This is a genomic window from Alphaproteobacteria bacterium SS10 (genome assembly GCA_019192455.1).
Taxonomy (GTDB): Bacteria; Pseudomonadota; Alphaproteobacteria; order TMED2; family TMED2; genus TMED2.
Map to the genome: position 1 here is coordinate 19,194 of JAHCML010000004.1, position 24,357 is coordinate 43,550.

The window sequence follows — 24,357 nt, forward strand, 5'->3', positions numbered from 1 at the left end:
GTATCAGCCCTGCTCAGCGGTGCTGACCGGTGGCAGTTGTAAGGCCTGGCCGGGGCGTAGGCGCTCATTGCCACGGGTTACAGCCAACTCGCCGGCGACGAGGCCATCCAAAACCTCAAACCGCTCACCAACCGCACGACCCAGGCGAACCTTGCGTTGGCTTGCCGTGGCGGCATCGCCGCCATCGGCTGTTGGCTCGGCCACAAAAACGATGGAGCCATCCAGGCGCTTAATCACCGCGTCTTTATGAACCGTAAGGGCCTGGGCCTCAGCATCTAACGGCACCATCACTGTGGTCGCGGCGTTGATCGCGAGGCCAGCGGCCAGTTCAGCATCCTTTACAGAGAGACGCACGGCGCGGGTTCGGGTGCGTGGGTTCTCCTCCGGCACGACGGTTCGGACGGGTAAAGCCTGCTGGTGACCATTATCGAATTCAACGGTGACTAGCGTGCCGGGTCGAAGACCGGCTAGGCGGTCGAAGGGCACATCGGCCTCAATCTCAAGTTCGCTCAAATCCATCAGTGTGATGACAGACTCGCCAACCGCGAGATAGGCGCCAGGCTCTGCATGGCGCATGGTGACAACGCCATCATAGGGTGCGCGCACCTCGGCGCGGGTCAGGTCGAGTTGTGCCAAATCCAGGGCGGCTTTGGCGCGCTGTTGCCTTGCCTCGGCGGCGACAATCTCACTCCGGGTCCGGATAACCTCGGTCTCAGCATCTTCATATCGGGCTTGTGAGAAGGCGGCGGATCCTTGAAGTCGGTCAAGGCGGTCAAACTCTAACCCAGCCTGGGTACGGCGCGCCCTGGCGGTCGCCAGATCGGCATCGGCGGTCGCCAGTTCAGCGGCGGCCAGGTCAACCTCAAGCTGTAGGCGGTCACGATCCAGAACGGCCAACAGGTCATTCGCCGCCACTTGATCACCGACATTCGCCGTCACCGATTGCACTGGTCCTGCAACCCGTGCTGCGATTACCCCACCCTGACGGGTAACCACCCGCCCTAAAACTGGGGTAGTGGCATCAAGGGCGGTCATGGCAACCGCATCCACCCGAACAGCGGCCGCTTGTGGTGGCCCACCTTGAGCGATCGCGATGCCCCCCTGGGCCCAAAGGCCAATCATAAGTAGCCCGCCCAGAACCATAGAAATGGCTGGGGCAGCTCGTGGGGCGGTGGGCCGTTTGTTCATCATGGCCATGACTTGAGAAGCCTGTCTTGGGTAATCGCTGTGGTTTGACATAGGTTGCCTGCCAACAGAAAGTAAGCACTGCCAGCCACGAAGAAAGGTCAATCTCAGCGAATTGACCGGTCAGCCGGGTGAAACAATCGGCTATGGCATTGGCACCCACCTTTGGCTTGAGGGCCGAGCACCCATGTCTTTACCCCCAAACGCGCTGGCGATTATTCAGCATGATAGCGGTATGGCCCATGATACCGGGCCCGGCCATCCAGAGCGAATTGACCGTCTAAATGCGGTTGCAGATGCCCTTGCTGCCCCTCAATTTGCTGAAGCGGTAAGGATAGAGGCGCCGGCCGCCGACATATCAGTGATCGATCGGGTGCACCTGCCTGGCTATGCCGAGGCGGTACTTGAGGCCGTGCCAGAGGAAGGCATGGTGCGGGTTGATGGCGATACCGTATTGAGCCAGGGCAGCGGTACGGCCGCCCTGCATGCCGCTGGTGGTGCCGTGCTGGCCGTGGATCAGGTTCTATCTGGTGCGGTCAGTCGCGCCTTTTTGGCGATGAGGCCACCTGGTCACCATGCGGAACCGGCCGAGTGCATGGGCTTCTGTATCTTTAACAACGTAGCTGTGGGTGCCGCCCATGCGTTGGAGGCTGGTGGGCTAAACCGGGTCGCCATCGTCGATTTTGATGTCCATCACGGCAATGGCACACAGACCATGGCCGAGGCCGATCCCCGGATGCTTTACATCTCACTCCATGAGTTTCCGCTGTTTCCCGGCACTGGCCTGCCGCAAGAGCAGGGTGCCCATGGGAACATCATGAACATTCCCATTCGTGCCGGATCAGATGGTGAGACCTACCGCCGGGCGTTTGAGCAAGATGTGATCCCCCGACTCACCAAGTTTGAACCCGAACTCCTTTTCATCTCCGCCGGATTTGATGCGGATGCGCGTGACCCATTGGCGGGGGTTGAGTTGGGCCCCGCCGATTTCCACTGGATGACTGAAGCGTTGAGCCAGGTGGCTGACAGCTATGCATCTGGTCGTATCGTCTCTGTCCTCGAGGGGGGGTATGATTTGGATGCGTTGCGGGAAGGGGTTTCCGCCCATTTGGGGGCGCTTTTGGGACAGGATTTCAGCTAGGCGAAAGACCGTCTGCGAAATGTGTCCGGGGTTTGGCACTTTCTTCCAAATAACCAAGGATGGTGTTTAAGCAATAGTGCGCGCGATCATGGGGGTTACGCCTACTAGATGCTTGGACAACAAATTTAGTTTTTTGTGCCTTTTGGGGATTGGTTTGCAAAAAATTTTAGCTAAAATCTTCCCAAAAGTTTCACAATTCATGATTGTGCGTTGCATTAGTCATGATGCCATGGTGCTATCGAAAGCAAACGATCATCCGATCGTGGTAGGGGATTAAAATGAGCAACTTGGGACCCGAAGACGGGGAACAGCCAGAAGCCACCGGTGCAGCACCGAATGATCCGGATGCACGTGTGGCCCAGGAACTCGAGCAGGCGCGCATCGCTGCCGCTGAGGAAGATGCAATCGTTCCTGACGCTGATGCTGCTGAACAAGCGTCACCTGAAACGCCGATTGCAAGCATTGCAGCCGACGACACCGACCCTGACGCTAGCAGCGCCAATCAGGTCGAGGCTGAGTTTACCGAAGGCCCTGCACCTAAGAAGAACGCAGCCCAAGACGGTCAGCCACAAGAACCAGTTTTCGACGATCCGTCCCTAGAAGATAAGGTGACGCGGGTTCGCCAGTCCGAACCAGATAATGACGATGCCTCGGTTAAGGCTCAGTACTACCGGGAATCGAAAAAGTTTCTCGACATCAAGCGTAAAGAGCCTGGCCAGGGCATCCAGCTCGCTGACGAAGACGCAGAGCTGGTCGACAGCGTTCGCCCGGTTGATCCGGACTCCCCACGCCTATCCATGAATTTGAAGCGTGGTGGCAGCGTTGAGATCGGTAACAAAACTGCCCGCGCAAACGGTCTTCACACCCATGAGGAGCGTGACCTGGCCGCAGCTCAGATCGTTGCAAATGCCCAAGAGCAGGGCATGGCGCGCATCCGGATTAAGGGTAGCGACCCAGAAGCCAAAGCACGCCTTTACTACCATGCCCGCGCCGCTGGCCTTGGCACCGTTGGTTTCGTACCACCTGTGCCTGCGAAAGAACGCCGCGCAGAGATCGACGGTATCCGCGCCAAAATGGCCCGTGACCGTGACTTCTACTATGACCGGAAGGAAGAGGTTCAGCTTGGCGCCGAGATGGAGCCGGGTGTTGATCCAAAACCAGGTCCAGATGATGAACCCCCAGGTATTGCGCCTGGTGGCGACGATGGTGGTCCGAAGCCTGGTGATGGCGGCGGTACCGGCCTTGCCAAGCGTTTGGATGTTGCGGCCCTGACCGCCGGTGCCGCAAGTGCACCAGGTGGCTTGCTTGAGGCCATGCAAGAGACCATGCGCGGCGACTCAACTGAGAAAGCTGGCCCTGCAGAGGTTGATCTAGGCATCAATCAGATGCAGCAGACCCAAATTGATGCGGCCGCAATCAGCATGGCGAATGCCAAGCTCGATATTGAAGCGATGCCGCTGGGTACCCCTAAGGCATTTGAAGATGCCGGACGTGCCCGTTTTGAGCAGGCGATGCCAGGCATCGGTGCCAATGTTCATGATCATCTGTTCGGCACCCCGAACGCCGACACTGGCGCTGCATTTAAAGACATGCTTGGCCAGGCTGGTGTTGATGTGGAAACCGCGAATATCGACGGCATTGCCGAGCGAATGCGCGGCACCGCGCAGCGCCACATGGAAGATGAGCGCAGCTTTGCCAATGGCGCGGCCCCAGATGCCGCTGAGCCCAAGCCAGCTGAGCCAGCCCCAATTGTCGCTGGTCTTATCGGTGAGACCGCCCAACCGAAGCCGACAACGGCCGCCTTGGTTGATGCCCTGAACCCAAGCACGGGTAACGGCGTTGATGCCAAACGCGCGATTGAGGTTGTAGCGACCGATCCGAAGGTCCGTGGCGCTGTTAATCGCGCTGTTGCCGCCTTGCCATTGATCGTCGATGGTGCCGCTGAAGCTGCCAAGACAAACGGTGTTAAGGGGGCCATTGTCGCAGCAGGTAAGGGTGTCGTTGAAGCCGCCGCTGGTGGTGAAGACGGCCTACATGCTGGTGCTTTGGCTAAGGTTCATGAGAACCGTGCCCAGGCCGTGATTGGCGCACCAACGCCTGGTGATGTTATTGCGCTGCCAGGCCCAACGGACAGCAAACCAGGCCGGGATCGCCCCGCTCTGACATAAGTTTCGCTGTTTTTCGGTCGATATACCTACAGCTGTGAATTGACACCTTTATGGTGCCGCTTTAGGGGTTTGGGTTGGATTTCTTAAGATCAGACCCGAACACCCTTTCGCATGTCGAATACCAGCCCAGAAATATCGCCAGAAATTGCCGCCATGTCGTTCGAGGCTGCCCTGGCCGAACTCGAGACCATCGTACGTGGGCTTGAGAGTGGCTCTGCCAAGCTGGATGAGGCTGTCACCTCGTATGAGCGTGGCGCTGAGTTGAAGCGGCATTGCGAAGAAAAGCTCAAACAGGCGCAGGCGAAGATCGAACGCCTGAACATTGCGGCCGATGGCTCTGTTGCCGGGGCTGCCCCGCTGGATAACGACTGACCAGCCCGAATCAAACACCCAACTTAAATCCGTGAGCCGACCTGCAGTGAACTGGCTTCCTTAACGCTAGGACAGATGATGACCACTCAATCAGCTTCTAAAACGCCACTGCTCGACCGGGTCGAGGATCTTGAAACGCTGCGCACGCTCTCCGATGAAGAGCTGAAGCAATATGCTGACGAGCTGCGGACCGAAACCGTCGATGCCGTCTCTGTCACCGGTGGCCACCTCGGTGCGGGCCTTGGCGTGGTTGAGCTGACCACCGCGATCCATGCTGTGTTCAATACCCCGGCGGATCGTCTGATCTTTGATGTCGGGCACCAATGTTACCCGCACAAAATCATGACCGGTCGTCGTGATCGTATCCGAACCCTGCGCCAGGGCGGTGGCCTTAGTGGTTTCACCAAGCGGAGCGAGAGCGAGTTTGACCCATTTGGCGCTGCCCACAGCTCAACCTCCATCTCCGCTGGTTTGGGCATGGCCGTGGGCCGCGACCTTGGTGACGGCGACAACAACGTGATCTGTGTGATTGGCGACGGTGCGATGAGTGCCGGCATGGCCTATGAGGCGATGAACAACGCCGGTGCGATGCAGAGCAAGCTGATCGTCATCCTGAACGACAACGACATGTCTATTGCCCCGCCGGTTGGGGCGATGAGCGCGTATCTCTCACGCCTGCTGTCTTCCAAGCCATATCGGAACTTCCGCCAAAACGTTCTCAACTTCATGGAGAACCTGCCGCGTCCGCTGAAAAATGCGACCAAGAAGGCTGAGGAATACGCCCGTGGCATGGTCACCGGCGGCACCCTGTTTGAAGAGCTTGGCTTCTTCTATGTCGGCCCAATTGATGGCCACAATCTGGAGCATCTGCTGCCGGTCTTGCGCAATGTGCGTGATGATCAGGGCGAGGGGCCAATCCTGGTTCATGTGGTCACCCAGAAGGGCAAGGGCTACACCCCGGCTGAGGAATCCGCCGATAAGATGCACGGCGTGTCCAAGTTTGATGTGGTTACCGGCGCCCAATCTAAGGGCAAGCCAAACGCACCTGCCTATACCAAGGTCTTTGCCAACAGCTTGGTCAAAGAAGCTGAGAAGGACGACAAGATCGTCGCCATTTCCGCGGCCATGCCATCCGGCACCGGCCTTGATGTGTTCGGTAAGGCATTCCCAGACCGCACCTTCGATGTAGGCATTGCCGAGCAGCACGGCGTGACCTTCGCTGCTGGCCTTGCCACCGAGGGCTACAAGCCGTTTGCCGCGATCTATTCTACCTTCCTTCAGCGTGGTTATGACCAAGTGGTCCACGATGTGGCGATCCAGGGCCTGCCGGTCCGTTTTGCCATCGACCGGGCTGGTTTGGTTGGTGCCGATGGCTCCACCCATGCTGGTGCCTTCGACATTGCTTATCTCGGTTGCTTGCCGGGCTTTGTCCTGATGGCGGCCTCAGATGAGGTTGAGTTGCAGGATATGGTGGCAACGGCGGTGGCGATTGATGATCGCCCCTCCGCCTTCCGCTACCCACGTGGTGAAGCGGTTGGCATCGACATGCCTGAAGCTGGCCGGGTCCTAGAGATCGGTAAGGGCAAGATTGTTAAGGAAGGCACCAAGGTGGCGCTGCTGTCCTATGGTGGTCGCTTGCAAGAATGCCTGAAGGCCGCAGAAGAGCTGGATAGCCGTGGCCTGTCCACGACGGTTGCCGATGCCCGCTTTGCCAAGCCGTTGGATGAGGACCTGATCCGCCGCCTAGCGAAGGAGCACGAGGTTCTGATCACCATTGAGGAAGGCTCCGTCGGTGGTTTTGGTGCCTTTGTCCTGCACTTCATGGCTGGTGATGGCCTGCTCGATAAGGGCATGACCATCCGCACCATGACCCTGCCGGATATCTTCCAAGATCAGGATAAACCAGAGCTGCAATACGAGCAGGCCGGCCTTAGCGCCCGCCACATCGTTGCCAAGGCGCTGGAAGCCCTAGGGGCGGATGAGAGCGTGATTGCGGCGGCCGTGACGGCACCGCAGAGCGCTTAAAGCCTGATCCATACGGTGCCCAGCTGGGGACGCTGATCCATGGCTGGGAAAAGCCCGAAAATTCGTGCCGACCAACGGTTGGTTGACCTCGGCCTGGTCGAGAGCAAAAGCCGTGCCCAGGCCGTCATCATGGCTGGGCTGGTCTTTTCTAAAGAACAACGGATCGCCAAGCCGGGGCAGATGCTGGCCCTCGACACACCGCTTGAACTGCGCGGCAAGGATCACCCCTGGGTGTCCCGTGGTGGGCTAAAGCTGGCCCATGCGATTGAGGCGTTTGACCTCGACCCCGCCGGTGTGACGGCGATTGATGTTGGCGCCTCCACCGGTGGCTTCACGGATGTTCTGCTACACCATGGCGCTGATCGGGTTTTTGCCGTCGATGTGGGGCGTGGGCAGCTTGCTTGGAAGCTTAGGGAAGATGAGCGGGTTGTCGTGCTAGAGCAGACCAATGCCCGCCACCTGACCGAAGAGGTCATCACAACCCCGGCGGATTGGGTGGTTTGCGATGCGAGTTTCATTGGCCTGGAAACCGTGCTGCCCGCCGCCATGGCCTTAACCAACCCAAAGTCAACGTTGGTGGCATTGATTAAGCCGCAATTTGAGGTTGGCCGTGACCAGGTCGGCAAGAAGGGCGTGGTTCGCGATCCCGAGCTGCATCAGGCCGTTTGCGATCGGATCAGTGATTGGCTCGCCGCACAGCCTGGTTGGACCGTGCGCGGCGTTAGTCCCAGCCCGATTACCGGGCCAGAGGGTAATGTTGAGTTCCTAATCGTCGGCGAACGTGGTGCCGCCTAAGACGGGTTAGCTTAACGCGGCAATGGCATCGGCAGCGGTGTCCGTACTGGCTGTTCCGCCGCCTCTAGCGCCTCAAGCGTTTCATCAACGCCGGCATGCTCTGCAATGCGGCTCAGCTTATTCAGAATATCCAGGCCTTCGCTGATCCCACCGAGGCTCTCGAAGATCTCAATCGCGGTGTCAAAGCGGCTTTGGCGGCGCGGGTAGTTGGTCAGCACGGCCTCGTCCACTTCAAGCCCAGCCGCCGAGGCAGCCAGCCGGAATGCGGTTTCGATCCCACCCAACTCATCAACCAGCCCAACCTGGAAGGCCTGCCGACCACTCCAGACACGACCCTTGGCAATCTCGCGGGCCTCTTCCGTGCTGAAACCACGGGCCTCTGCCACACGCTCAAGGAACGCATCATAGATGTGATCTAGATCCTCGTTCATCTTGGCGAGGCCACGGGCATCGAATGGGCGGTTGGTTGAGACGATATCGGCATTCTCACCCCGATAAATCGGCGCCCAATTCACGTCCCACTCCTCCCAAACACCAGCGAGGTTTGGTTTGCCCGCCAGCACACCGATGGAACCGGTAAAGGTGCCGGGCTGGGCCACAATGGCGTCGGCGCCGCTAGCGATCCAATAGCCGCCGGAGGCTGCGACCTGGGCCATTGAGATCACCACTGGTTTGCCCGCTTCACTGACCCGGGTTACCGCGCGCCGAACAAACTCAGATGCAGCGGGGGAGCCGCCAGGGCTATCCAGGCGCAGGACAACCGCCTCAATGGCGTCATCCTCGATGATCTCATCCAGGGTGGTGTCAATGCGCATGATTGGCATGGCGCCACTGAAGACGGAACTGCCGCCCGCCCCCTGAACAATCGGGCCAGAGGCTTGAACCAAGGCAATGCCATTGCTGGTTGGCTCACTCTCGGTCAGTTGGCTGCTATAGCCGGTGAGGGAGATGATTTCGCCATCTTCCTCAATCGCGTCCAGAAACTCGTCGCGGTAGCCGATGCGGTCGATCAGACCACCCTCAAGCGCCGTCTGGGCGGTGAGGGGCGCATTGTCGATTAAGCTCTCCAGCTGCTCTGGCGTCAGGTTGCGGTCAGCGGCGATGTCTTCAACGATCTGCTCAAACAGATCATTGATCAGGCTTTCCATATTCTCCCGTACCGCTGGCGGGATATCGCTTTCGGTAAACTGCGCCAGGGCGGATTTGTATTCCTCCCGGGTGACTGCTTCGAACTCGACATTGAAACGTTCAAGCAAGTCAGCAGCGAAGGGAAGCTCCATCCCCAGGCCATTGATTGCAATGCCGCCCACAGGCTGCAGCCACACCTCATCAAACGCGCTGGCGAGGTAGTAGGGGCCCGTACCCCCGGCGAAATCACCCATGGAGAAGCTGAAGGCATGGGCAAACTTACCGGCCTCGCGGAACCGTTTAACGGCGTCGCGCACTTCCTGGATATGGCCAAAGGACATCGGCACGGGTTCCATGCGCACGATGAGGCCCTTAACCCGGTCATCTCGAGCAGCGGCATTCAGCGTTCGCACCAGCTGAGGCACCGTTAGGTCGCGTTCAACGAGGCTCGCAAGCCCGCCACCTGCGCGGGTTTCCACCAGCGGCTTACCAAATGCGTGTGATAGGACAATGTCTTGTGGCAGGGCCGGTGCTACTGGGCCCTCAACCTCGCCCAGCAGGGAGATAAGGCTCATCACGCTGGCGAAGACAAACAGCCCAAGGCCAGCAAAGGTGAAGACAAAGATTGCCGCAACACCTTTGGCAAAGCTCCACCAGCCACTACCTTTGCCGTCACCGGTGCCGCCGCCATTACCGCCTGATCCGCCTGCTGTAGGCCGATAGCGGGGTGGTGCCGTCGCGCCGCTCATTGGATCAGCGGTCGATTGCCGGCTTTGCATCCGTTGCTGGGCACTGGCCGCCGTGCCTGGCATTTGACCAAGCTCTTCAGCGCTGGGTGCTGCTGGCTCTACTGGCTTACTGCGGAAAGGGTTATTCGGCGTCTGATCTGAAGGCACTGTGATATTCCCGGTTCGGTATCATCTCAACCGCGCTGGCAACGCGGTTCGACATGTTGAAAAAGCCTGTCACGTCGGCGATGTCAAAAATCTCTTCTTCGCTGAAGCCTGCCTGGCGGAGTGCTTCTCGGTCAGCCTCGCCCATTTGATGGGGTTCGGTGGTCAGCTTCCAGGCAAAATCCAGCATGGCACGTTGTCGGTCATCCAGGGCAGCGGTGCGATAGTTCATCACTAACATTTCACCAAGCTCTGGATCGCCTGAGAGCTGCCGCACGGCTGCCCCATGGGCCACGAGGCAGTAATAGCAGTGATTGGCCGAGGAAACGACGACCGCGATCATCTCGCGCTCTAATTTGGAGAGCTTGCTATCGCCCAGCATCAGCTCGTTGTAATGCCTTGAAAAGGTGCGGAGTTTTGCCTCACGCGCGCTATAGGCTTGAAGTACATTTGGCACGAAGCCAAGCTTGTCACGGCATAGCTGGAAGAATTTTTGATGCTCGTCATCCAGGCTGGTCTCATCCGGCACAATGTCCAAGGCCATCACGTGTTCCGGCTGCGGCATGGGAGCCTCCCTCACTTGCTATCTTGTCGTTTTGTGCTGCCCGTGGTTCGCTAGTCGAGTTCGGGCGTCGTGAACAGGTGCGGCAGGGTAGTCCAGCCGTGGCCTAAGACGCAAAGCGCTAAATCAATTGTCGCGAATTATGGTTGAACAACGTTGGGACGCTGAGGCCTATGCCAGGCACGCCCGTTTTGTCACAGATCTAGGCGAGCCTGTCTTCGATCTGCTTTCCCCGGTGGAGGGTGAAACCATTATCGATCTCGGCTGCGGTGATGGGGTGCTAACCCAACGTATCGCCGAGAAGGGCGCCAAGGTTATCGGGGTTGATGCAGACCCCGACATGGTTGCCGCCGCTGATGAGCTTGGCCTCGATGCGCGCGTTGCTGACGCGACAGATTTTGACCTTGGCATCACCGCCGATGCCGTCTTCTCTAACGCTGCCCTTCACTGGATCAAGGACGCGGACAAGGTTATCGAGCGGGTTAAGGAACACCTGAAGCCCGGTGGCCGGTTTGTCGCTGAGTTTGGCGGCTTCGGCAATATCGCGGCAATCTCAACCGCGCTTCGATCCACCGCTATCCGCTGGGGGCTTGGCCCTGACTGTCTGCCCGATTGGTACTTCCCAACTGAGGATGAGTATCGGGAGCTGCTCGAGGATGCGGGTTTCGCCGTCCTGCATATGCAGCTGCATCCCCGCCAGACCCGCGTCACTGCAGGCATGGAAGCCTGGCTCGAGATTATGACGGCTAAAACCATCGGCAAGTTGCCGGTGAATGAGCGTGAGGCTTTCGTTAAAGAGGTGCGTGTGCTGCTTGAACCGACGCTGAAGGCATCGGACGGCACATGGTACGCCGATTATGTGCGCCTACGCTTCCATGCGGTCTTGCCGGAAGAGCTTGAGGATTAATCCCGCTTATCCCAAGGGCGGTCGAAGGCGACTGCATCACCACTCGCAAGATGGCGCAGCAGATGGTCGGCCAGGACGCAGGCCATCATCGCCTCGGCAACCGGGGCGCCGCGAATACCAACGCATGGGTCATGCCGACCCTTAGTCACGACCTCAACCTCTTCACCGAAGCGGTTGATCGTGTTGCGTGGTGTGAGGATTGAGCTGGTTGGCTTAATCGCCAGGCGGACGACGATATCTTGACCACTTGAGATGCCGCCCAGCACACCGCCAGCTTTGTTTGACTGAAACACTGGCTTGCCATCGGCGTCGAGGCGGATTTCATCGGCATTCTCCGCACCATCAAGGGCGGCGGTTGCGAACCCGGCGCCAATCTCAACACCCTTGGCGGCATTGATCGACATCATGGCACCGGCGAGCTCGGCATCCAGTTTGCCATAGACCGGGGTTCCTAGACCTGGCGGGACATTCATGGCCACGCACTCGATAACCGCACCGGCGGATAGGCCCCCTTTACGGATTTGGTCCAGGTAATCGGCCCAGTGTTCGGCTGCCTTGGCGTCGGGGCTGAAGAATGGGTTGCGATCAACCTCATCCCAATCCCAATTCTCTCGGTCGAGGCCATGGGGGCCGATCTGGGTAACCGCCGCCTTGATCTCAATTGGTGGCCGGTCAGCCAGGGCAGGGTGGTGCGCTAAGATTTGTCTTGCGACACCGCCTGCGGCCACTCGCATCGCGGTTTCCCGGGCGGAGGCACGACCACCGCCTCGATAATCCCGCATGCCGTATTTGGCCCAATAGGTGTAATCCGCGTGACCGGGGCGAAACTTATCGGCGATATCGCCATAGTCTTTGGAGCGCTGATCGGTGTTCTGGATGGTCAGGCCGATGGGCGTGCCCGTGGTCTGGCCCTCAAATACGCCAGACTGAATGGCCACCTCATCCGCTTCACGTCGCTGGGTGGTGAAACGGGATTGGCCGGGTTTCCGGCGATCCAGATGGGTTTGAAGATCGGCTTCACTCAGCGGAATGCCGGCCGGGCAGCCATCAACGACACAGCCCAGAGAGGGGCCATGGCTCTCGCCATAGGTTGTGAAGCGAAAGGTCTGACCGAAGCTGTTTTCCGCCATGGGTTGGGTCTAGCCTTGATCACCGAGGCTTTGCAGCAGGGCGCCGCTTTCGCCAGCACCATCAACTGAGGCCATGCCGACCACGTGATAGCCCGCATCCACATGCAGGCATTCACCCGTAACGCCGGTGCCGAGATCACTGAGCAGGTACAGCGCGCTCTTGCCCACCTCGTCCTGGGTGACATTACGCTTGAGCGGGGCGTTGTACTCATTCCAACGCAGGATATAGCGGAAGTCGCCAATACCGCTTGCCGCCAAGGTTTTGATTGGGCCAGCAGAGATCGAGTTCACCCGCACATTCTGCTTACCCATATCGACGGCCAGATACTGGACGGAAGCTTCCAAAGCCGCCTTGGCAACACCCATCACATTGTAATGGGGCATCACCTTCTCAGCGCCGTAATAGGTGAGGGTGACGATAGAGCCACCTTCAGTCATCAGCGGGGCTGCCCGTTGGCAGACAGCGGTGAAGGAGTAGCAGGAGATATCCATCGTCATGCGGAAGTTATCTGGCGTCGTGTCCAGATAACGACCGTCGAGCTCGCGCTTGTCTGAGTAAGCAATGGCGTGGACGAGGAAATCGATCTTCCCCCACTTCTTGCCGATCTCATCGAACGCGGCGTCGAGTGAGGCGGCATCGGTGACATCGCAGTCGATCAGCGTGTCACAGCCAATACGCTCAGCCAGTGGTTTCACCCGCTTGGCAAAGGCATCGCCCTGATAGGTGAGGGCCAGTTCGGCGCCAGCGTTGTGCAAAGCCTCAGCGATGCCCCAGGCGATGGAGCGGTCATTGGCAACGCCCATGATCAGGCCGCGCTTCCCGGCCATTAATCCTGTGCTGTCAGTCATAGTCTGTGGGTTTCCCGGCAGCGCTTGACGGTTGGCTGCACCAGTTTGGCCTGGTTCTCACCACCGTTCTTAGACATGTGATTAATCGGCGCTCAAATGCGGGACCCCGCGCTGCGCGCCTGTTATGCCGAGGTGTTAGCAGGCTGGTTAGTTAACCACAACCCAATCGCCGTTTGGCTGACGGCATGCGGTACCGAAAGCTTCCTCAACGCTACCAGCAATATTGATGATCTGCTGGTACTGGCGGCAGACGCTGCCGATGGTTGAGAGGCCCTGGCGGATCGGCGTAATGGTGCCGGAGTTGCCAGATTGTGGGTTGGCCCACTGGACGGTCTGACCAAGCGCGGCGGAATGGGCCCGGAAACCGGCCTCTTCAGCAAAGATTTGGTCGGTGCGCGTTAGGCGACGACCCGGTTGGCCAGGAATGGCAGCGCCCAGGATGGTTGCCTGGGGCGCCGCCGCTATCGGTCCCTTGCCCGGGTCCAATTGGGTTGAGATCAGCCCACCACGGATCGGCGTTACGCGCACGGCTGGGCTATCAATGGTGTCGTAGAAAAGCGGAATATGCTCTGGCGTGCAGGCGGTGACGCCCAGCACCATAAGGCTGGCAGCCGCCATGCGAGCGGTCAGGGAAGATTTCTTCAATCCGTTCAGGAAGCCAATCATTGGTCCGATTCCTTCAAGCGAAACGCCGTTCTGGCGGGCGCAAACTGTTGGATGAAATGTCTTAGATTCTGTCGATTCTGTCAGGTTGAATGCGCGTTTTCGGCAAAATCACGATGGGGGTGTGGATAAACGGGCACGTCGGGCCTTTTGGGCGGTACAAGGCCTGACAGCCGCAGATCGTCGCTATCGAAGCCGTGGTCGTTGCCAGGGCGGGCCAGACCAACTATTTCCCTGGACCACAACTCTTCCGTTTCTCAGGGGCCTAGCATGTCTGTTTTCACCACCGGCGACGACACCAGGGATGAGGGCGTTTCCGCCATCGACATCATCAACCCGTTCAAGCTGTTCGGGCAGTGGTTTGAGGATGCGAAAGAGAATGAAATCAACGATCCCAACGCAATGACCATCGCCACGGTGGACGAGGATGGCATGCCATCCGCCCGCATGGTGCTGCTGAAAGACTTCGATGAGCGTGGGTTCGTCTTCTACACCAATCACACCTCGCGCAAGGGGCGTGAGCTTTACGACAATCCAGCGACCGCGCTGATGTTCTACTGGAAGTCTCTACGCCGTCAGGTGCGGATTGAGGGCGACGCAGCGCCGGTTCCGGACGCAGAGGCCGATGCTTATTTCGCAAGCCGCAGCCGTGGCAGCCGGATTGGCGCCTGGGCGTCCCTGCAGTCACAGCCGCTGGAAAGCCGGGAGGCTTTGAAGGCGCGGGTTGAGGCGATTGAGGCTGCCTATCCGGGTGAGGATGTGCCGCGACCACCCCATTGGTCTGGTTTCCGGGTTAGCCCGCGCCGGATTGAGTTCTGGGAAGATATGCCGTTCCGCCTCCACAACCGGATCGTGTTCCACGCCGTGCCCACCGCCACGGATGACCCTGCAGCGGGTACCGTTGCGGGCTGGCGCACCGAACGGCTTTACCCGTAACGCCTGACCCGGTTGATTGAAGGCGGTTTTCCATGGCCAAGGCAGCGACCCTAGATGCCGTGCGTGATGCGCGGCTTAGGCGTTGGGCGGCCTATGCCAGCGTGACCGTCGCTGTGACCCTGATTGGGGCGAAGATTTTTGCCTTTGTTAGTTCCAACAGCATTGGCGTCTTGGTCAGCTTGATCGATAGTTTCCTCGATCTACTGGCCTCCTCGATCATCTTGCTGAGCGTTATGTACGCGCAGCGTCCAGCGGATCGCTCGCACCGGTTTGGCCATGGCAAGGCGGAGCCGGTAGCCGCCCTAGCCCAGTCCGGCTTTATCGCGGGCTCTGCCATTTTTGTGGCCATCGAAACCCTGAACCGGGTAATTGAACCGCAAGCCGTTGGCCCCACCACGCCGGCCATCGCCACCTTGGTGTTCTCGATTGTCCTGACCAGCTGCCTTGTCGCCTGGCAAAGTTGGGTGGGGGCACGCACCGGGTCAGTCGCGATCCAAGCCGATCGCGCCCATTATGTGGGCGATGTCTTGATGAACTTGGCGATCATCTCCGCCCTGTTTCTCACTGATTTCACGGGTAAATCCGGTTTCGACACCGGCTTGGCCGCCTTTGCCATTCTGTACTGGCTTTGGAATGCCTGGAAGATCGGCTACCGCGCCTTCCACCTGCTTTTGGATCATGAACAACCGGCCGAGGTTCGGGATCGGATTATCGAGATCGTTACCGCCCATAACCATGCGGATGACATCCATGACCTCAGAACCAGAAGCGATGGCACCACCTTGTTCATTGAGTTCCATTTGGAGATGGATGGGGAGATGACAATCGCCGAGGCACACCATGTGACGGATGCGCTGGAGGCCGATTTGATCGGTGCATTTCCCAATGCTGAGATCATCATCCATCAGGAGCCAGCGGGCATTGATGATGAGCGGCTGGATACGCGGCTGGGTGTCGATGCCCGTCAGGGACGCCTGTTCAACTAAGCCAAACCGGCCAAGCCGCTGCTATCGCTTGCCCTTCTTAGATACTTCACGCTGGAAGGCGGCGATGGTCTCTTCGCTGACATGGTGTTCAATGCCCTCGGCATCGATCTCCGCAATCTCCCGGCTGATGCCCAGGGTCATCAGGAAATCCACGACCAGCTTGTGCCGCTTGCGCGAGGCGATGGCCATTTCGCGGCCAGCCTTGGTCAGGAAGATTGAGCGATAGGGGCGCTTATCGACCAAGCCATCACGGACCAGTCGTTGTAGGGCACTGTTCACCGTGGCGGGTGTCACGCTCAACCGCTCTGCTAAGTCAGTGACCCGTGCCTCGCCCATATTATCGATTAGGTCGGCGATCAGTTCGACATAGTCTTCCGCCATCTCCCGTTGATGGGCATCGCGCAACGCTTCAAACCGGCGGGCCTGGCGCCGGGCATCCTGCATTTCATTTAGTGGTAAGCCATCCTGATTGGGGTCTGCCACGGTTGTTATTCCAGCCTGCTTGCAAATTGTTGCGCTTGGTTTTTCAGCGGCTTAGGGGTGTTTCTTTTACTTTTCAACGACCTAAGGCCTAGCCATAAAAATTTAGGCAAGGCTAAAACTTTTAGATTATTGACGCAACACCCTGCTCACCTAAATTACGAATCATCAGTTTGATTGATGCAAGAGCTTAAAATGCAGGTCTCACGCCGCCTTTTTATCGTTAGTGCCTTAGCACTTAGCCTTGTCTTCTCGCCCGTCAGTGCAGAAGCAACGGGTAAGCCATATCGAATCGTTGCGACGACCGGCATGCTGGCTGACCTGATTCAGGTCATCGGCGGCGAAGTGGTTCAGGTCCAGGCGCTAATGGGCCCGGGTATTGATCCCCATGCCTATCGCCAGACCCGTTCCGACATTGTGGCCATGGCCAATGCCGATCTGGTGATCTGGCACGGCCTCTATCTTGAGGCGCAGCTTGAGGATTTCATGGCCGAGCTGGGCGAGCGTCAGGCCGTCGTGGCCTTAGGCGATCAGGTGTCGACGGATCAGCTGCTGGCCCATGACGATTATGATGGGCGCTACGATCCCCACGTCTGGATGAACCCCGTGCTTTGGGGGCAGGTGGTGGATGCCGCCGTTGCCGCGTTGTCTCAGAATTTCCCACGGGATGCCGAACTGTTCGCTACCAATGCTGATAGCTATCGAGGTGAGCTTGCCGCCCTAGCAACCTATGCCGATACGGTGTTGGCGACGGTACCTGAGGCTGCCCGCGTGCTAATCAGCGCCCATGACGCCTTCAACTACTTTGGCGATGCCTATGGCTTCGACGTGGTCGGTATTCAGGGCATCTCAACGGAGAGCGAAGCAGGGCTACGCCGGATCGAGGCGCTCGTTGATCGACTGGTCGAGGATGACGTCCGCGCTGTCTTTGTTGAGAGTTCGGTTGCTGATCGGAATGTGCGGGCATTGATTGAAGGGGCCGCCGCGCGAGGCCATGAGGTCAGCATTGGCGGTGAATTATTCTCCGATGCTATGGGCCCTGCCGGTACCTATGAGGGCAGCTATCTCGGCATGATTGACCATAACGCGACCACCATCACCCGTGCACTGGGTGGCGAGGCCCCTGCCCAGGGGCGTCTCGGTAAGCTTGGTATCGAGGGCTAATCGGATGTTGATGGCCCGGCAGCTTAAACCAGCGCTTGATCCGGATATCCGTGATGCAGCCCTCGCCGTGCGTGGGTTGACGGTTAGCTATGGTGCGCGGCCGGTCATCTTCTCTGTCGACCTGACGGTGCCCAAAGGCGCCATGATGGCCATTGTTGGTCCTAACGGTGCGGGCAAGTCGACCCTGATTAAGGGGGCGCTTGGCATTCAGCCTGCGATGGCTGGCACCGCCTCAATGTTTGGTAAAGCGGTGTCAGATGCCCGCGATCAGTTTGCTTATGTGCCCCAGCGCGCTGCCGTTGACTGGGATTTCCCGGTTCGGGTGCTGGATGTGGTGTTGATGGGTGCGTATCGACGCCTGGGGCCGTTTAGATGGACCGGAAAGGCTGAACGCGACTTGGCCATGACTTGCCTTGAACAGGTTGGCATGACTGATTTTGCCACGCGTCAGATCGGTGCCCTATCCGGCGGGCAGCAGCAACGCGTCTTCCTCGCCCGTGCCCTGGCACAGCAGGCTGACCTACTAATCTTGGATGAGCCCTTTGCCGGCGTTGATGCCGCGACTGAGCAGGCGATTATCGGTGTCCTCCGCAACCTTCGTGACCAGGGTAAGACGGTGCTGGCCGTCCATCATGACCTCAACACGCTTGGTGACTATTTCGACAGGGTTTTGATGATCAACACCCAGTGCATCGCTGAGGGGCCCATGGCCACCACGCTCACCGATGACAATCTGAAGGTCACCTATGGTGGCCAGCTGGAGCAGCTCGCAGCTTCCGCGTGATGGATCTCTCGCTTCTTTTAAATGCCCTGATCCTGTGGGCCGGATACAACACGGCGATTGTGTCTATTGGTGCGGCTTTGCTTGGTGCCGCCGGCGGCGCCATTGGCAGTTTCATCCTGCTGCGGCGCCAGGCGATGGTCTCCGACGCCATAAGCCATGCAACCCTGCCTGGTGTGGCGCTTGCCTTTATCATCATGGCGGCAGCGGGTGGTGATGGTCGCTTCTTGCCCGGCCTCCTATTGGGCGCGGCGGTCACGGCGGGGTTGGGCCTGCTTGCCGTTGAATGGATGGGACGCCGCACCCGGCTGCCAGAGGATGCGGCCATTGGGGCTGTCCTCTCTGTCACCTTCGGCATTGGTATCGTTGCCCTTACCGTGATTCAGACCATGGGTATTGGCAAGCCGGCGGGGCTGGAGGGATTTCTGCTGGGTAATGCGGCGGCGATGCTCGCCTCTGAGGCGGTGATGGTGCTGGTCGGTGCGGCGTTGGCGTCGCTCGGTATCTTTCTGTTTCAGCGGCGCATGCTGATCACCGCCTTTGATCCAGCTTATGCCCGTTCGGTTGGCATCGATTTGAAGGTGACCGACCGGGTGATGATGGCACTCGCCCTTGGCATCACCGTGATCGGCTTGAAGCTGGTCGGCCTGGTTCTAATCGTGGCGCTGATGATCATCCCGCCCGTCGCCGCCCGTTTCTGGACGGAGCGCGCGGATCACATGGTTCTAACCGGTGGTGGGTTGGGAGCTTTAGGCGGATATCTTGGTACGGCCATCTCTGCCAGCGGTGAGGGGTTGCCGACAGGATCAATCATCGTTTTGGTCCTGGCTGGCCTGTTTGTGTTGTCGCTGCTATTCGCCCCCGCCCGTGGCCTGGTGGCCGCCAAATCGGCCCAATGGCGCTACCGGCAGGCAGTACGTCAGCGCCAGGGTTTGCTCGCCATCGCCGGGGGCAAACCGGTGCACGATCGCAGCATACGCCGTGCCCTGCAGCAGGTGGCGTTTCTGGATGATAAGGGCAGTCCGACCGAGGCTGGTCACCTGGCCGCCGGTGATGCGGCGCTGGATGAGGCGCGCTGGACCTTGTTCCGGCATCATAATCCCGCCGCCGCATTGGCCAGGGGCTATGATGGTATTACCTCAATCAACCAACTGCTAACGGCGGATGAGATCGCCTGGCTCGACCGTCAGATGGCCCCGAAAGCGAATGGGGTGCCAGGATGAACGAGTTTGTTGCTCTCAGCCTGATCCCCATCCTTATTGGTGTGCTGGCCGCCCTGACCTGCGCTTTACCAGGCAACTTTCTGCTGCTGCGGCGGCAGGCGCTCATCGGTGATGCGATCAGCCATGTGGTGCTGCCCGGTATCGTGGTTGGATTTCTAATCAGTGGCGCTGTGACTACCTGGCCTATGCTGCTCGGTGCCGCCGTCGCTGCGGTTATCGCCGTGACCCTGATCGAGTTGATCCGCCAGATTGGCAAGGTTGAGGCGGGTGCTGCCATGGGCGTCGTCTTCACCAGCATGTTTGCCGCTGGCGTATTGCTGTTAGAGATCACGGATACAAGCCAGGTGCACCTGGATGTTGAACACGCACTCTATGGCAATCTGGAGAGCCTGATCTGGTTAAGTGGGACGAGCTGGGGCTCAATCTTTGATCCGGCGGCTCTGGCAGACTTACCGGCGGCCTTTTGGCGAGTTATGGCCGCGCTGGCCCTTGTCGCTTCATTCATTGCTGTCTTCTGGCGGGTCCTGAAGATCTCAACCTTCGATCCCGCCTATGCTGCGACGCTGGGTATTCCGGTCCGATTGCTCAGCTTTGCCCTGGTAGTGTTGGTTTCGATTGCCGCTGTCGCCGCGTTTGATGCGGTGGGATCGATCATCGTGATTGCGATGATGATTTGCCCACCCGCTGCGGCCAGGTTGATGACCGACCAGCTGGGCCGTCAGATTGCCTGGTCATGCTTGTTTGCTGTTCTCTCAGCCGTGGCGGGCTACGCCCTGGCTGGCTACGGACCGATCTGGCTTGGCTTCGACAATGCCGTCAGCGCAGCGGGCATGATCGCGGCCGTCAGCGGCGCCGTTCTCTTATTGGCTTGTTGCTACGGGCCGCACCGCCAGCGCCTGGCCGCATAAACCAGTTTAGTTTGGGTGGTCTATTGCCCAGGCAATACTCTGGGATCGGGTCCTAAGAACGACTACCGGGGCACACGATAAACCGTTCATCCATCGCGCAGGGGGGATGGATGCATGGCTCTTCTGCAGAAAATTGGTTTGCCAATCTACCCAACTTCCGTTGTTTTGCGCGCCCATTGGCGCCAATCGCGCCGGAGATGGACAAGCTATTATGCAAGATGATCGTACGGTAAGAGTTCTGCGCTCTGGCCCCAATCGATGCCAACGAGATGCGAGGCTTGAGATTCCAGGCGGGCTGCTGCCAAAAATTGGCGGCTGGTTAAACCGCAATGTCGCTGGGCCAGTCGCGCGCCATATCGCAACAGACAAGTTCGTGCTTAGGACTGGTAAAGTCCTGACTGCAGCGATGTTTGGTACGATGTACGCGGCAGACGCTGGGATTGTGGACTACAGCATTGCCAAGCCGGTTGTGCGCACTTTAATCCCGCTATCGATTGGTTCCTTAACTATCACCATGGTGCCTTGGATGGCGGGTCGCCAGCGGACCGCTGCTTTCTTTGAGATGCTTCCGAACAGCCCCGTCCACGCCCGCTCACGGTACTATGAAAGACTGGCAAACCGCTTGAACCAACGCGGCAATTTCTATGGTGCGGACAACGCGGAGCGGACGGCCCAGAAGTTGCGGGCGCATGTGGACGAGCACATAAACTATCGCCCCAGAATCTGAAGCCTTTGATCGATAGTCGTTCTGCAAGACATATGAACAAGCACAAAAGGCAGTGTGGCTTTTTACACAGAAAAGCCAGAATGTTCTTGTTTTGATCTTTTTGTCGGGTTGGTCCTTGGCCGACCGTTGCTATATTCCTCAACATCATGAGTGAGCCTGCCCAAAATCCCGATGCCGGGGTTCCGCCTTCGGCTGCTGAACCGCCCTATCTTGACGGCCTAAACCCGCCGCAACGTGAGGCTGTGCTGACCACTGAGGGGCCGGTCCTTGTGCTGGCCGGTGCCGGAACCGGTAAGACCCGCGCCCTGACCACCCGTTTGGCCCATTTGCTGGCGACGCGTAAGGCAGCGCCGCATCAAATCCTGGCCGTAACCTTCACCAATAAAGCGGCCCGTGAGATGCGGGAGCGGGTTGGCGGTTTGTTAGGTGTGCCGGTTGAGGGTTGGTGGCTGGGAACGTTCCACGCCCTTTGTGCCCGCATGCTCCGCCGGAATGCGGAGTTGGTGGGCTTACGCTCTGACTTCACCATCATCGATGCCGATGACCAGATCCGCCTGCTGAAGCAGATCATGGAGGCGGAGAATGTCGACCTAAAGGCCTGGCCACCCCGGGTGTTGATGGGTGTGATCCAGCGCTGGAAGGATCGTGGGCTGACCCCGGACAAGTTAAGCCGGGCCGATGCCGGCGACCTGGCTGGCGGGCGCCTCAATGACATCTATGCCCAGTATCAGGCGCGGCTTCAGACGCTGAATGCTTGTGACTTCGGCGACCTGCTGCTGCACATGCTGACGATCTTTCAGGACCCAGCCAATGCTGAGGCACTGCAGGGTTATCATCGGCAGTTCAAATACATCCTGGTTGATGAGTATCAGGACACCAATGTCGCCCAATACATGTGGCTGCGTCTGCTGGCCCAGGCCTCAAAGAACATCTGCTGTGTTGGTGATGATGATCAATCGATCTATGGCTGGCGCGGGGCTGAGGTTGGCAACATCCTCCGCTTTGAAGAAGACTTCCCAGGTGCTGCCGTCATCCGGTTGGAAGAGAATTACCGTTCCACCAGCCACATCCTTGCCTGCGCTGCCGGGGTAATTGCCCATAACCAAGGGCGCCTCGGAAAGACGCTGTGGACCAATGCCGATGGCGGTGAGAAGGTTCGGGTGCGCAGCGTTTGGGACGGTGAGGAAGAGGCCCGTTGGGTCGGTGATGAGGTTGAAGCCCTGCAAACCAAGGGTGAGAGCCTTGCTGATATGGCCGTGCTAGTGCGTGCTGGCTTCCAAACCCGGGAGTTTGAAGAGCGGTTTATGACCCTCGGCATCCCCTACATCGTTGTGGGTGGTGCGCGGTTCTATGAACGGCAGGAAATTCGGGACGCGCTTGCCTATCTACGCGTTGTCGCCCAACCCGCCGATGATCTGGCCTTTGAACGGATCATCAATAAGCCTAAGCGAGGCATTGGGGCCAAGACCCTACAGAACCTGCAAATCGCTGCCCGGGATATGGGCGTGCCGCTGGCCGAGGCCACTTGGCGCCTAACCGAAACCGATGCCTTAAAGGGCAAGACACGAACCACCCTGCGCGGGCTAATGGAAGACTTTGCCCGTTGGCGTGGGTTGGTTGAGACCGAGGATCACACCGATCTCGCCAAGATCGTGCTGGAGGAGAGTGGCTATACCGCTATGTGGATGGCGGATAAGTCGCCCGAGGCACCGGGACGCCTTGAGAACCTGAAGGAACTCGTCAGCGCGATGGAAGAGTTTGAGAGCCTGCAAGGCTTCCTCGAACACGTCTCTCTGGTGATGGAAAATCAGGAGAATGCGGCCGATGCCTCGATCACCCTGATGACCCTGCACGGTGCGAAGGGTTTGGAGTTCGATACCGTCTTCCTCCCCGGTTGGGAGGAGGGGGTGTTCCCCAACCAACGCGCGATGGATGAGAATGGGATCGCCGGGCTAGAGGAAGAGCGGCGTCTCGCCTATGTCGGCATTACCCGGGCGCGGCAGCGGGCGATCATCACCCATGCTGGCAATCGTCGCATTCATGGCTCTTGGACCGCATCCATCCCGTCACGTTTTGTCGATGAGCTGCCGGATGAGCATGCGGATGTTGAGGCCGAAAGCCCGGTCACGAGCGAGAAGATCGGCTGGGGCAGAGGCTTTGGCGGTGCGGATTGGTCAAAGATTGGCCAACAGCCAAGCGCATCGGCGGCCCGCCTGCGTGATGCCATTACCGATGCCCGTAAGCTGCAGCCGCGCGAACGGGTGCCGGATTACGAGGTGCCCAAGCGGGATCGCCCTAACATCGCCTTCCGGCCCGGCGACCGTGTGTTCCATGACAAGTTCGGCTATGGCACCGTGACCGGCGTCGATAACGACAAGCTCAAGGTCAATTTTGACCATACGGGCGAGAAGAAGCTGATGGATAGCTTCCTCAAATTGGCCAGCGACGTATGATTGCGCAAGCAGGCGAGAGTTGGGTCGCCACTATCCACCTTGAGACCGACCATCCGACGGCGGAGGCTTTTGCCGTCTCGCTCACCGACTTCACCGATGCCCAGATGGAGTTTGAGGTGCGGGAGGATGTTTGGGCGGCCAAGGGTTATGCCGCTGAAAAGCCTGACCAGGCTGGGATTGAGGCAATGGCCTCGGTCATTGCCGCTGGGCTTAACCTGCCATCCCCTTCTGTCTCGGTTGAGCGGTTGCCGCCAACCGATTGGGTCGCCCATGTTTATGAGGGCTTTAAGCCGATCCAGCTTGGTCGATTTTTTATCCATGGCAGCCACCATGACGCCCCACCGCTGAACAGCTGGTCCTTAAAAATCGATGCCGCGACGGCATTTGGCACTGGCGATCATGGCTCGACAAGCGGCTGTCTGCTTGCCTTTGACCAGCTGGTGAAGATGCGGTCATTCCCCAATGTGCTGGATGTGGGCACGGGCACGGGCGTGCTGGCCATGGCCGCAATTCGGGCCGGGTCAACACGCGCGGTGGCCGTTGATATCGACCCACAAGCGGTCGCTGTAGCGACCCAGAATGTTCGGGATAATGGCCTGCAGGCGAAGGTGCGTACAGGCCAGGCTGATGGCACGAACAGCAATCTGGTTCGCGCTGGCCTGCCCTATGATCTGGTCTTTGCCAACATCTTGGCAGGCCCGCTTGAGGCGCTGTCTTATGACCTGACCGCCACCATGGCGCCGGGTGCGCCCTTGATCCTGGCGGGGCTTTTAAACCGCCAGGCGCCGCGCATTATCGCCGCCTATCGCCGACAGGGTCTGGTGCTCATCGGTCGGATCCAGCGCGGTATCTGGACCACGCTGGTATTCCAACGTTGAGGC

Annotated in this window: 22 protein-coding genes; 15 read left to right on the forward strand and 7 right to left on the reverse strand. The window is 59.0% G+C overall.

Features of this window, described 5'->3' with window-relative positions; translation table 11 throughout:
• Positions 1 to 3: 3 nt before the first annotated feature.
• Positions 4 to 1,122, reverse strand: a complete 1,119-nt coding sequence (locus KI792_07630) for an efflux RND transporter periplasmic adaptor subunit (GenBank protein ID MBV6632887.1) — start codon at positions 1,120 to 1,122, stop codon at positions 4 to 6.
• Positions 1,123 to 1,372: 250 nt separating this feature from the next.
• Between KI792_07630 and KI792_07635 the strand changes: the two genes are divergently transcribed.
• The 5 genes from KI792_07635 (at position 1,373) to KI792_07655 (ending at position 7,686) form a co-directional block, all read left to right on the forward strand.
• Entirely contained in the window at positions 1,373 to 2,326 is a 954-nt protein-coding gene (locus tag KI792_07635) for a histone deacetylase family protein (protein MBV6632888.1), read from the forward strand.
• 278 nt (positions 2,327 to 2,604) lie between these two features.
• The gene (locus tag KI792_07640) at positions 2,605 to 4,494 is read left to right on the forward strand and encodes a hypothetical protein (protein ID MBV6632889.1); all 1,890 of its coding nucleotides are present in this window, start codon (positions 2,605 to 2,607) and stop codon (positions 4,492 to 4,494) included.
• 111 nt (positions 4,495 to 4,605) lie between these two features.
• On the forward strand, positions 4,606 to 4,866 hold the full coding sequence (locus tag KI792_07645; GenBank protein MBV6632890.1) for an exodeoxyribonuclease VII small subunit: 261 nt from the start codon (positions 4,606 to 4,608) through the stop codon (positions 4,864 to 4,866).
• A 78-nt stretch (positions 4,867 to 4,944) separates the two neighbouring features.
• Positions 4,945 to 6,891 (forward strand): 1-deoxy-D-xylulose-5-phosphate synthase, encoded by a 1,947-nt coding sequence (gene dxs / locus KI792_07650; protein ID MBV6632891.1) that lies wholly within the window; start codon positions 4,945 to 4,947, stop codon positions 6,889 to 6,891.
• Between the two features lie 39 nt (positions 6,892 to 6,930).
• A complete protein-coding gene (locus KI792_07655) occupies positions 6,931 to 7,686 on the forward strand; it encodes a TlyA family RNA methyltransferase (GenBank protein MBV6632892.1) in 756 nt (251 codons plus the stop codon).
• An 11-nt stretch (positions 7,687 to 7,697) separates the two neighbouring features.
• Here the strand turns inward: KI792_07655 and sppA are convergent, their stop codons facing one another.
• A complete protein-coding gene (gene sppA, locus KI792_07660; GenBank protein ID MBV6632893.1) occupies positions 7,698 to 9,710 on the reverse strand; it encodes a signal peptide peptidase SppA in 2,013 nt (670 codons plus the stop codon).
• On the reverse strand, positions 9,685 to 10,272 hold the full coding sequence (locus KI792_07665; GenBank protein ID MBV6632894.1) for a peroxidase-related enzyme: 588 nt from the start codon (positions 10,270 to 10,272) through the stop codon (positions 9,685 to 9,687). The genes sppA and KI792_07665 overlap by 26 nt, the downstream gene beginning before the upstream one ends.
• Before the next feature lie 139 nt (positions 10,273 to 10,411).
• On the opposite strand from KI792_07665, the gene KI792_07670 reads away from it, so the two are divergent.
• The gene (locus KI792_07670; GenBank protein ID MBV6632895.1) at positions 10,412 to 11,176 is read left to right on the forward strand and encodes a methyltransferase domain-containing protein; all 765 of its coding nucleotides are present in this window, start codon (positions 10,412 to 10,414) and stop codon (positions 11,174 to 11,176) included.
• Here KI792_07670 and aroC read toward each other — a convergent pair.
• From aroC to KI792_07685, 3 genes are all read right to left on the reverse strand, one after another.
• Positions 11,173 to 12,306 carry a chorismate synthase gene (aroC, locus tag KI792_07675; protein MBV6632896.1) on the reverse strand — a complete coding sequence of 378 codons (1,134 nt, stop codon included), beginning with the start codon at positions 12,304 to 12,306 and terminating at the stop codon, positions 11,173 to 11,175. The genes KI792_07670 and aroC overlap by 4 nt on opposite strands.
• A gap of 9 nt (positions 12,307 to 12,315) precedes the next feature.
• A complete protein-coding gene (gene fabI / locus KI792_07680; GenBank protein ID MBV6632897.1) occupies positions 12,316 to 13,155 on the reverse strand; it encodes an enoyl-ACP reductase FabI in 840 nt (279 codons plus the stop codon).
• Between the two features lie 147 nt (positions 13,156 to 13,302).
• Complete coding sequence (locus KI792_07685) at positions 13,303 to 13,821, reverse strand: hypothetical protein (GenBank protein ID MBV6632898.1); 519 nt, start codon at positions 13,819 to 13,821, stop codon at positions 13,303 to 13,305.
• A 267-nt stretch (positions 13,822 to 14,088) separates the two neighbouring features.
• Between KI792_07685 and pdxH the strand changes: the two genes are divergently transcribed.
• Together pdxH and KI792_07695 are read left to right on the forward strand one after the other, a co-directional pair.
• Positions 14,089 to 14,754 carry a pyridoxamine 5'-phosphate oxidase gene (gene pdxH, locus KI792_07690; GenBank protein ID MBV6632899.1) on the forward strand — a complete coding sequence of 222 codons (666 nt, stop codon included), beginning with the start codon at positions 14,089 to 14,091 and terminating at the stop codon, positions 14,752 to 14,754.
• Between the two features lie 32 nt (positions 14,755 to 14,786).
• Positions 14,787 to 15,740, forward strand: a complete 954-nt coding sequence (locus tag KI792_07695) for a cation diffusion facilitator family transporter (protein MBV6632900.1) — start codon at positions 14,787 to 14,789, stop codon at positions 15,738 to 15,740.
• 21 nt (positions 15,741 to 15,761) lie between these two features.
• Here KI792_07695 and mntR read toward each other — a convergent pair whose 3' ends face one another.
• Positions 15,762 to 16,184 carry a manganese-binding transcriptional regulator MntR gene (gene mntR / locus KI792_07700; GenBank protein ID MBV6632901.1) on the reverse strand — a complete coding sequence of 141 codons (423 nt, stop codon included), beginning with the start codon at positions 16,182 to 16,184 and terminating at the stop codon, positions 15,762 to 15,764.
• 231 nt (positions 16,185 to 16,415) lie between these two features.
• On the opposite strand from mntR, the gene KI792_07705 reads away from it, so the two are divergent.
• From KI792_07705 to KI792_07735, 7 genes are all read left to right on the forward strand, one after another.
• Complete coding sequence (locus KI792_07705; protein ID MBV6632902.1) at positions 16,416 to 17,384, forward strand: zinc ABC transporter substrate-binding protein; 969 nt, start codon at positions 16,416 to 16,418, stop codon at positions 17,382 to 17,384.
• Positions 17,385 to 17,394: 10 nt separating this feature from the next.
• Positions 17,395 to 18,168 (forward strand): metal ABC transporter ATP-binding protein, encoded by a 774-nt coding sequence (locus tag KI792_07710; protein MBV6632903.1) that lies wholly within the window; start codon positions 17,395 to 17,397, stop codon positions 18,166 to 18,168.
• Positions 18,168 to 19,388: a metal ABC transporter permease gene (locus KI792_07715; GenBank protein MBV6632904.1), complete on the forward strand. Its 1,221-nt coding sequence runs from the start codon at positions 18,168 to 18,170 to the stop codon at positions 19,386 to 19,388. The genes KI792_07710 and KI792_07715 overlap by 1 nt, the downstream gene beginning before the upstream one ends.
• Positions 19,385 to 20,296 (forward strand): metal ABC transporter permease, encoded by a 912-nt coding sequence (locus tag KI792_07720; GenBank protein MBV6632905.1) that lies wholly within the window; start codon positions 19,385 to 19,387, stop codon positions 20,294 to 20,296. Before KI792_07715 ends, KI792_07720 begins: the two co-directional genes overlap by 4 nt.
• Positions 20,297 to 20,507: 211 nt before the next feature.
• Positions 20,508 to 21,023, forward strand: coding sequence for a hypothetical protein (locus KI792_07725; protein MBV6632906.1), 516 nt, complete (start codon positions 20,508 to 20,510; stop codon positions 21,021 to 21,023).
• Positions 21,024 to 21,169: 146 nt separating this feature from the next.
• On the forward strand, positions 21,170 to 23,476 hold the full coding sequence (locus KI792_07730; GenBank protein MBV6632907.1) for a UvrD-helicase domain-containing protein: 2,307 nt from the start codon (positions 21,170 to 21,172) through the stop codon (positions 23,474 to 23,476).
• Positions 23,473 to 24,354 carry a 50S ribosomal protein L11 methyltransferase gene (locus tag KI792_07735; protein ID MBV6632908.1) on the forward strand — a complete coding sequence of 294 codons (882 nt, stop codon included), beginning with the start codon at positions 23,473 to 23,475 and terminating at the stop codon, positions 24,352 to 24,354. Before KI792_07730 ends, KI792_07735 begins: the two co-directional genes overlap by 4 nt.
• Positions 24,355 to 24,357: the final 3 nt, after the last annotated feature.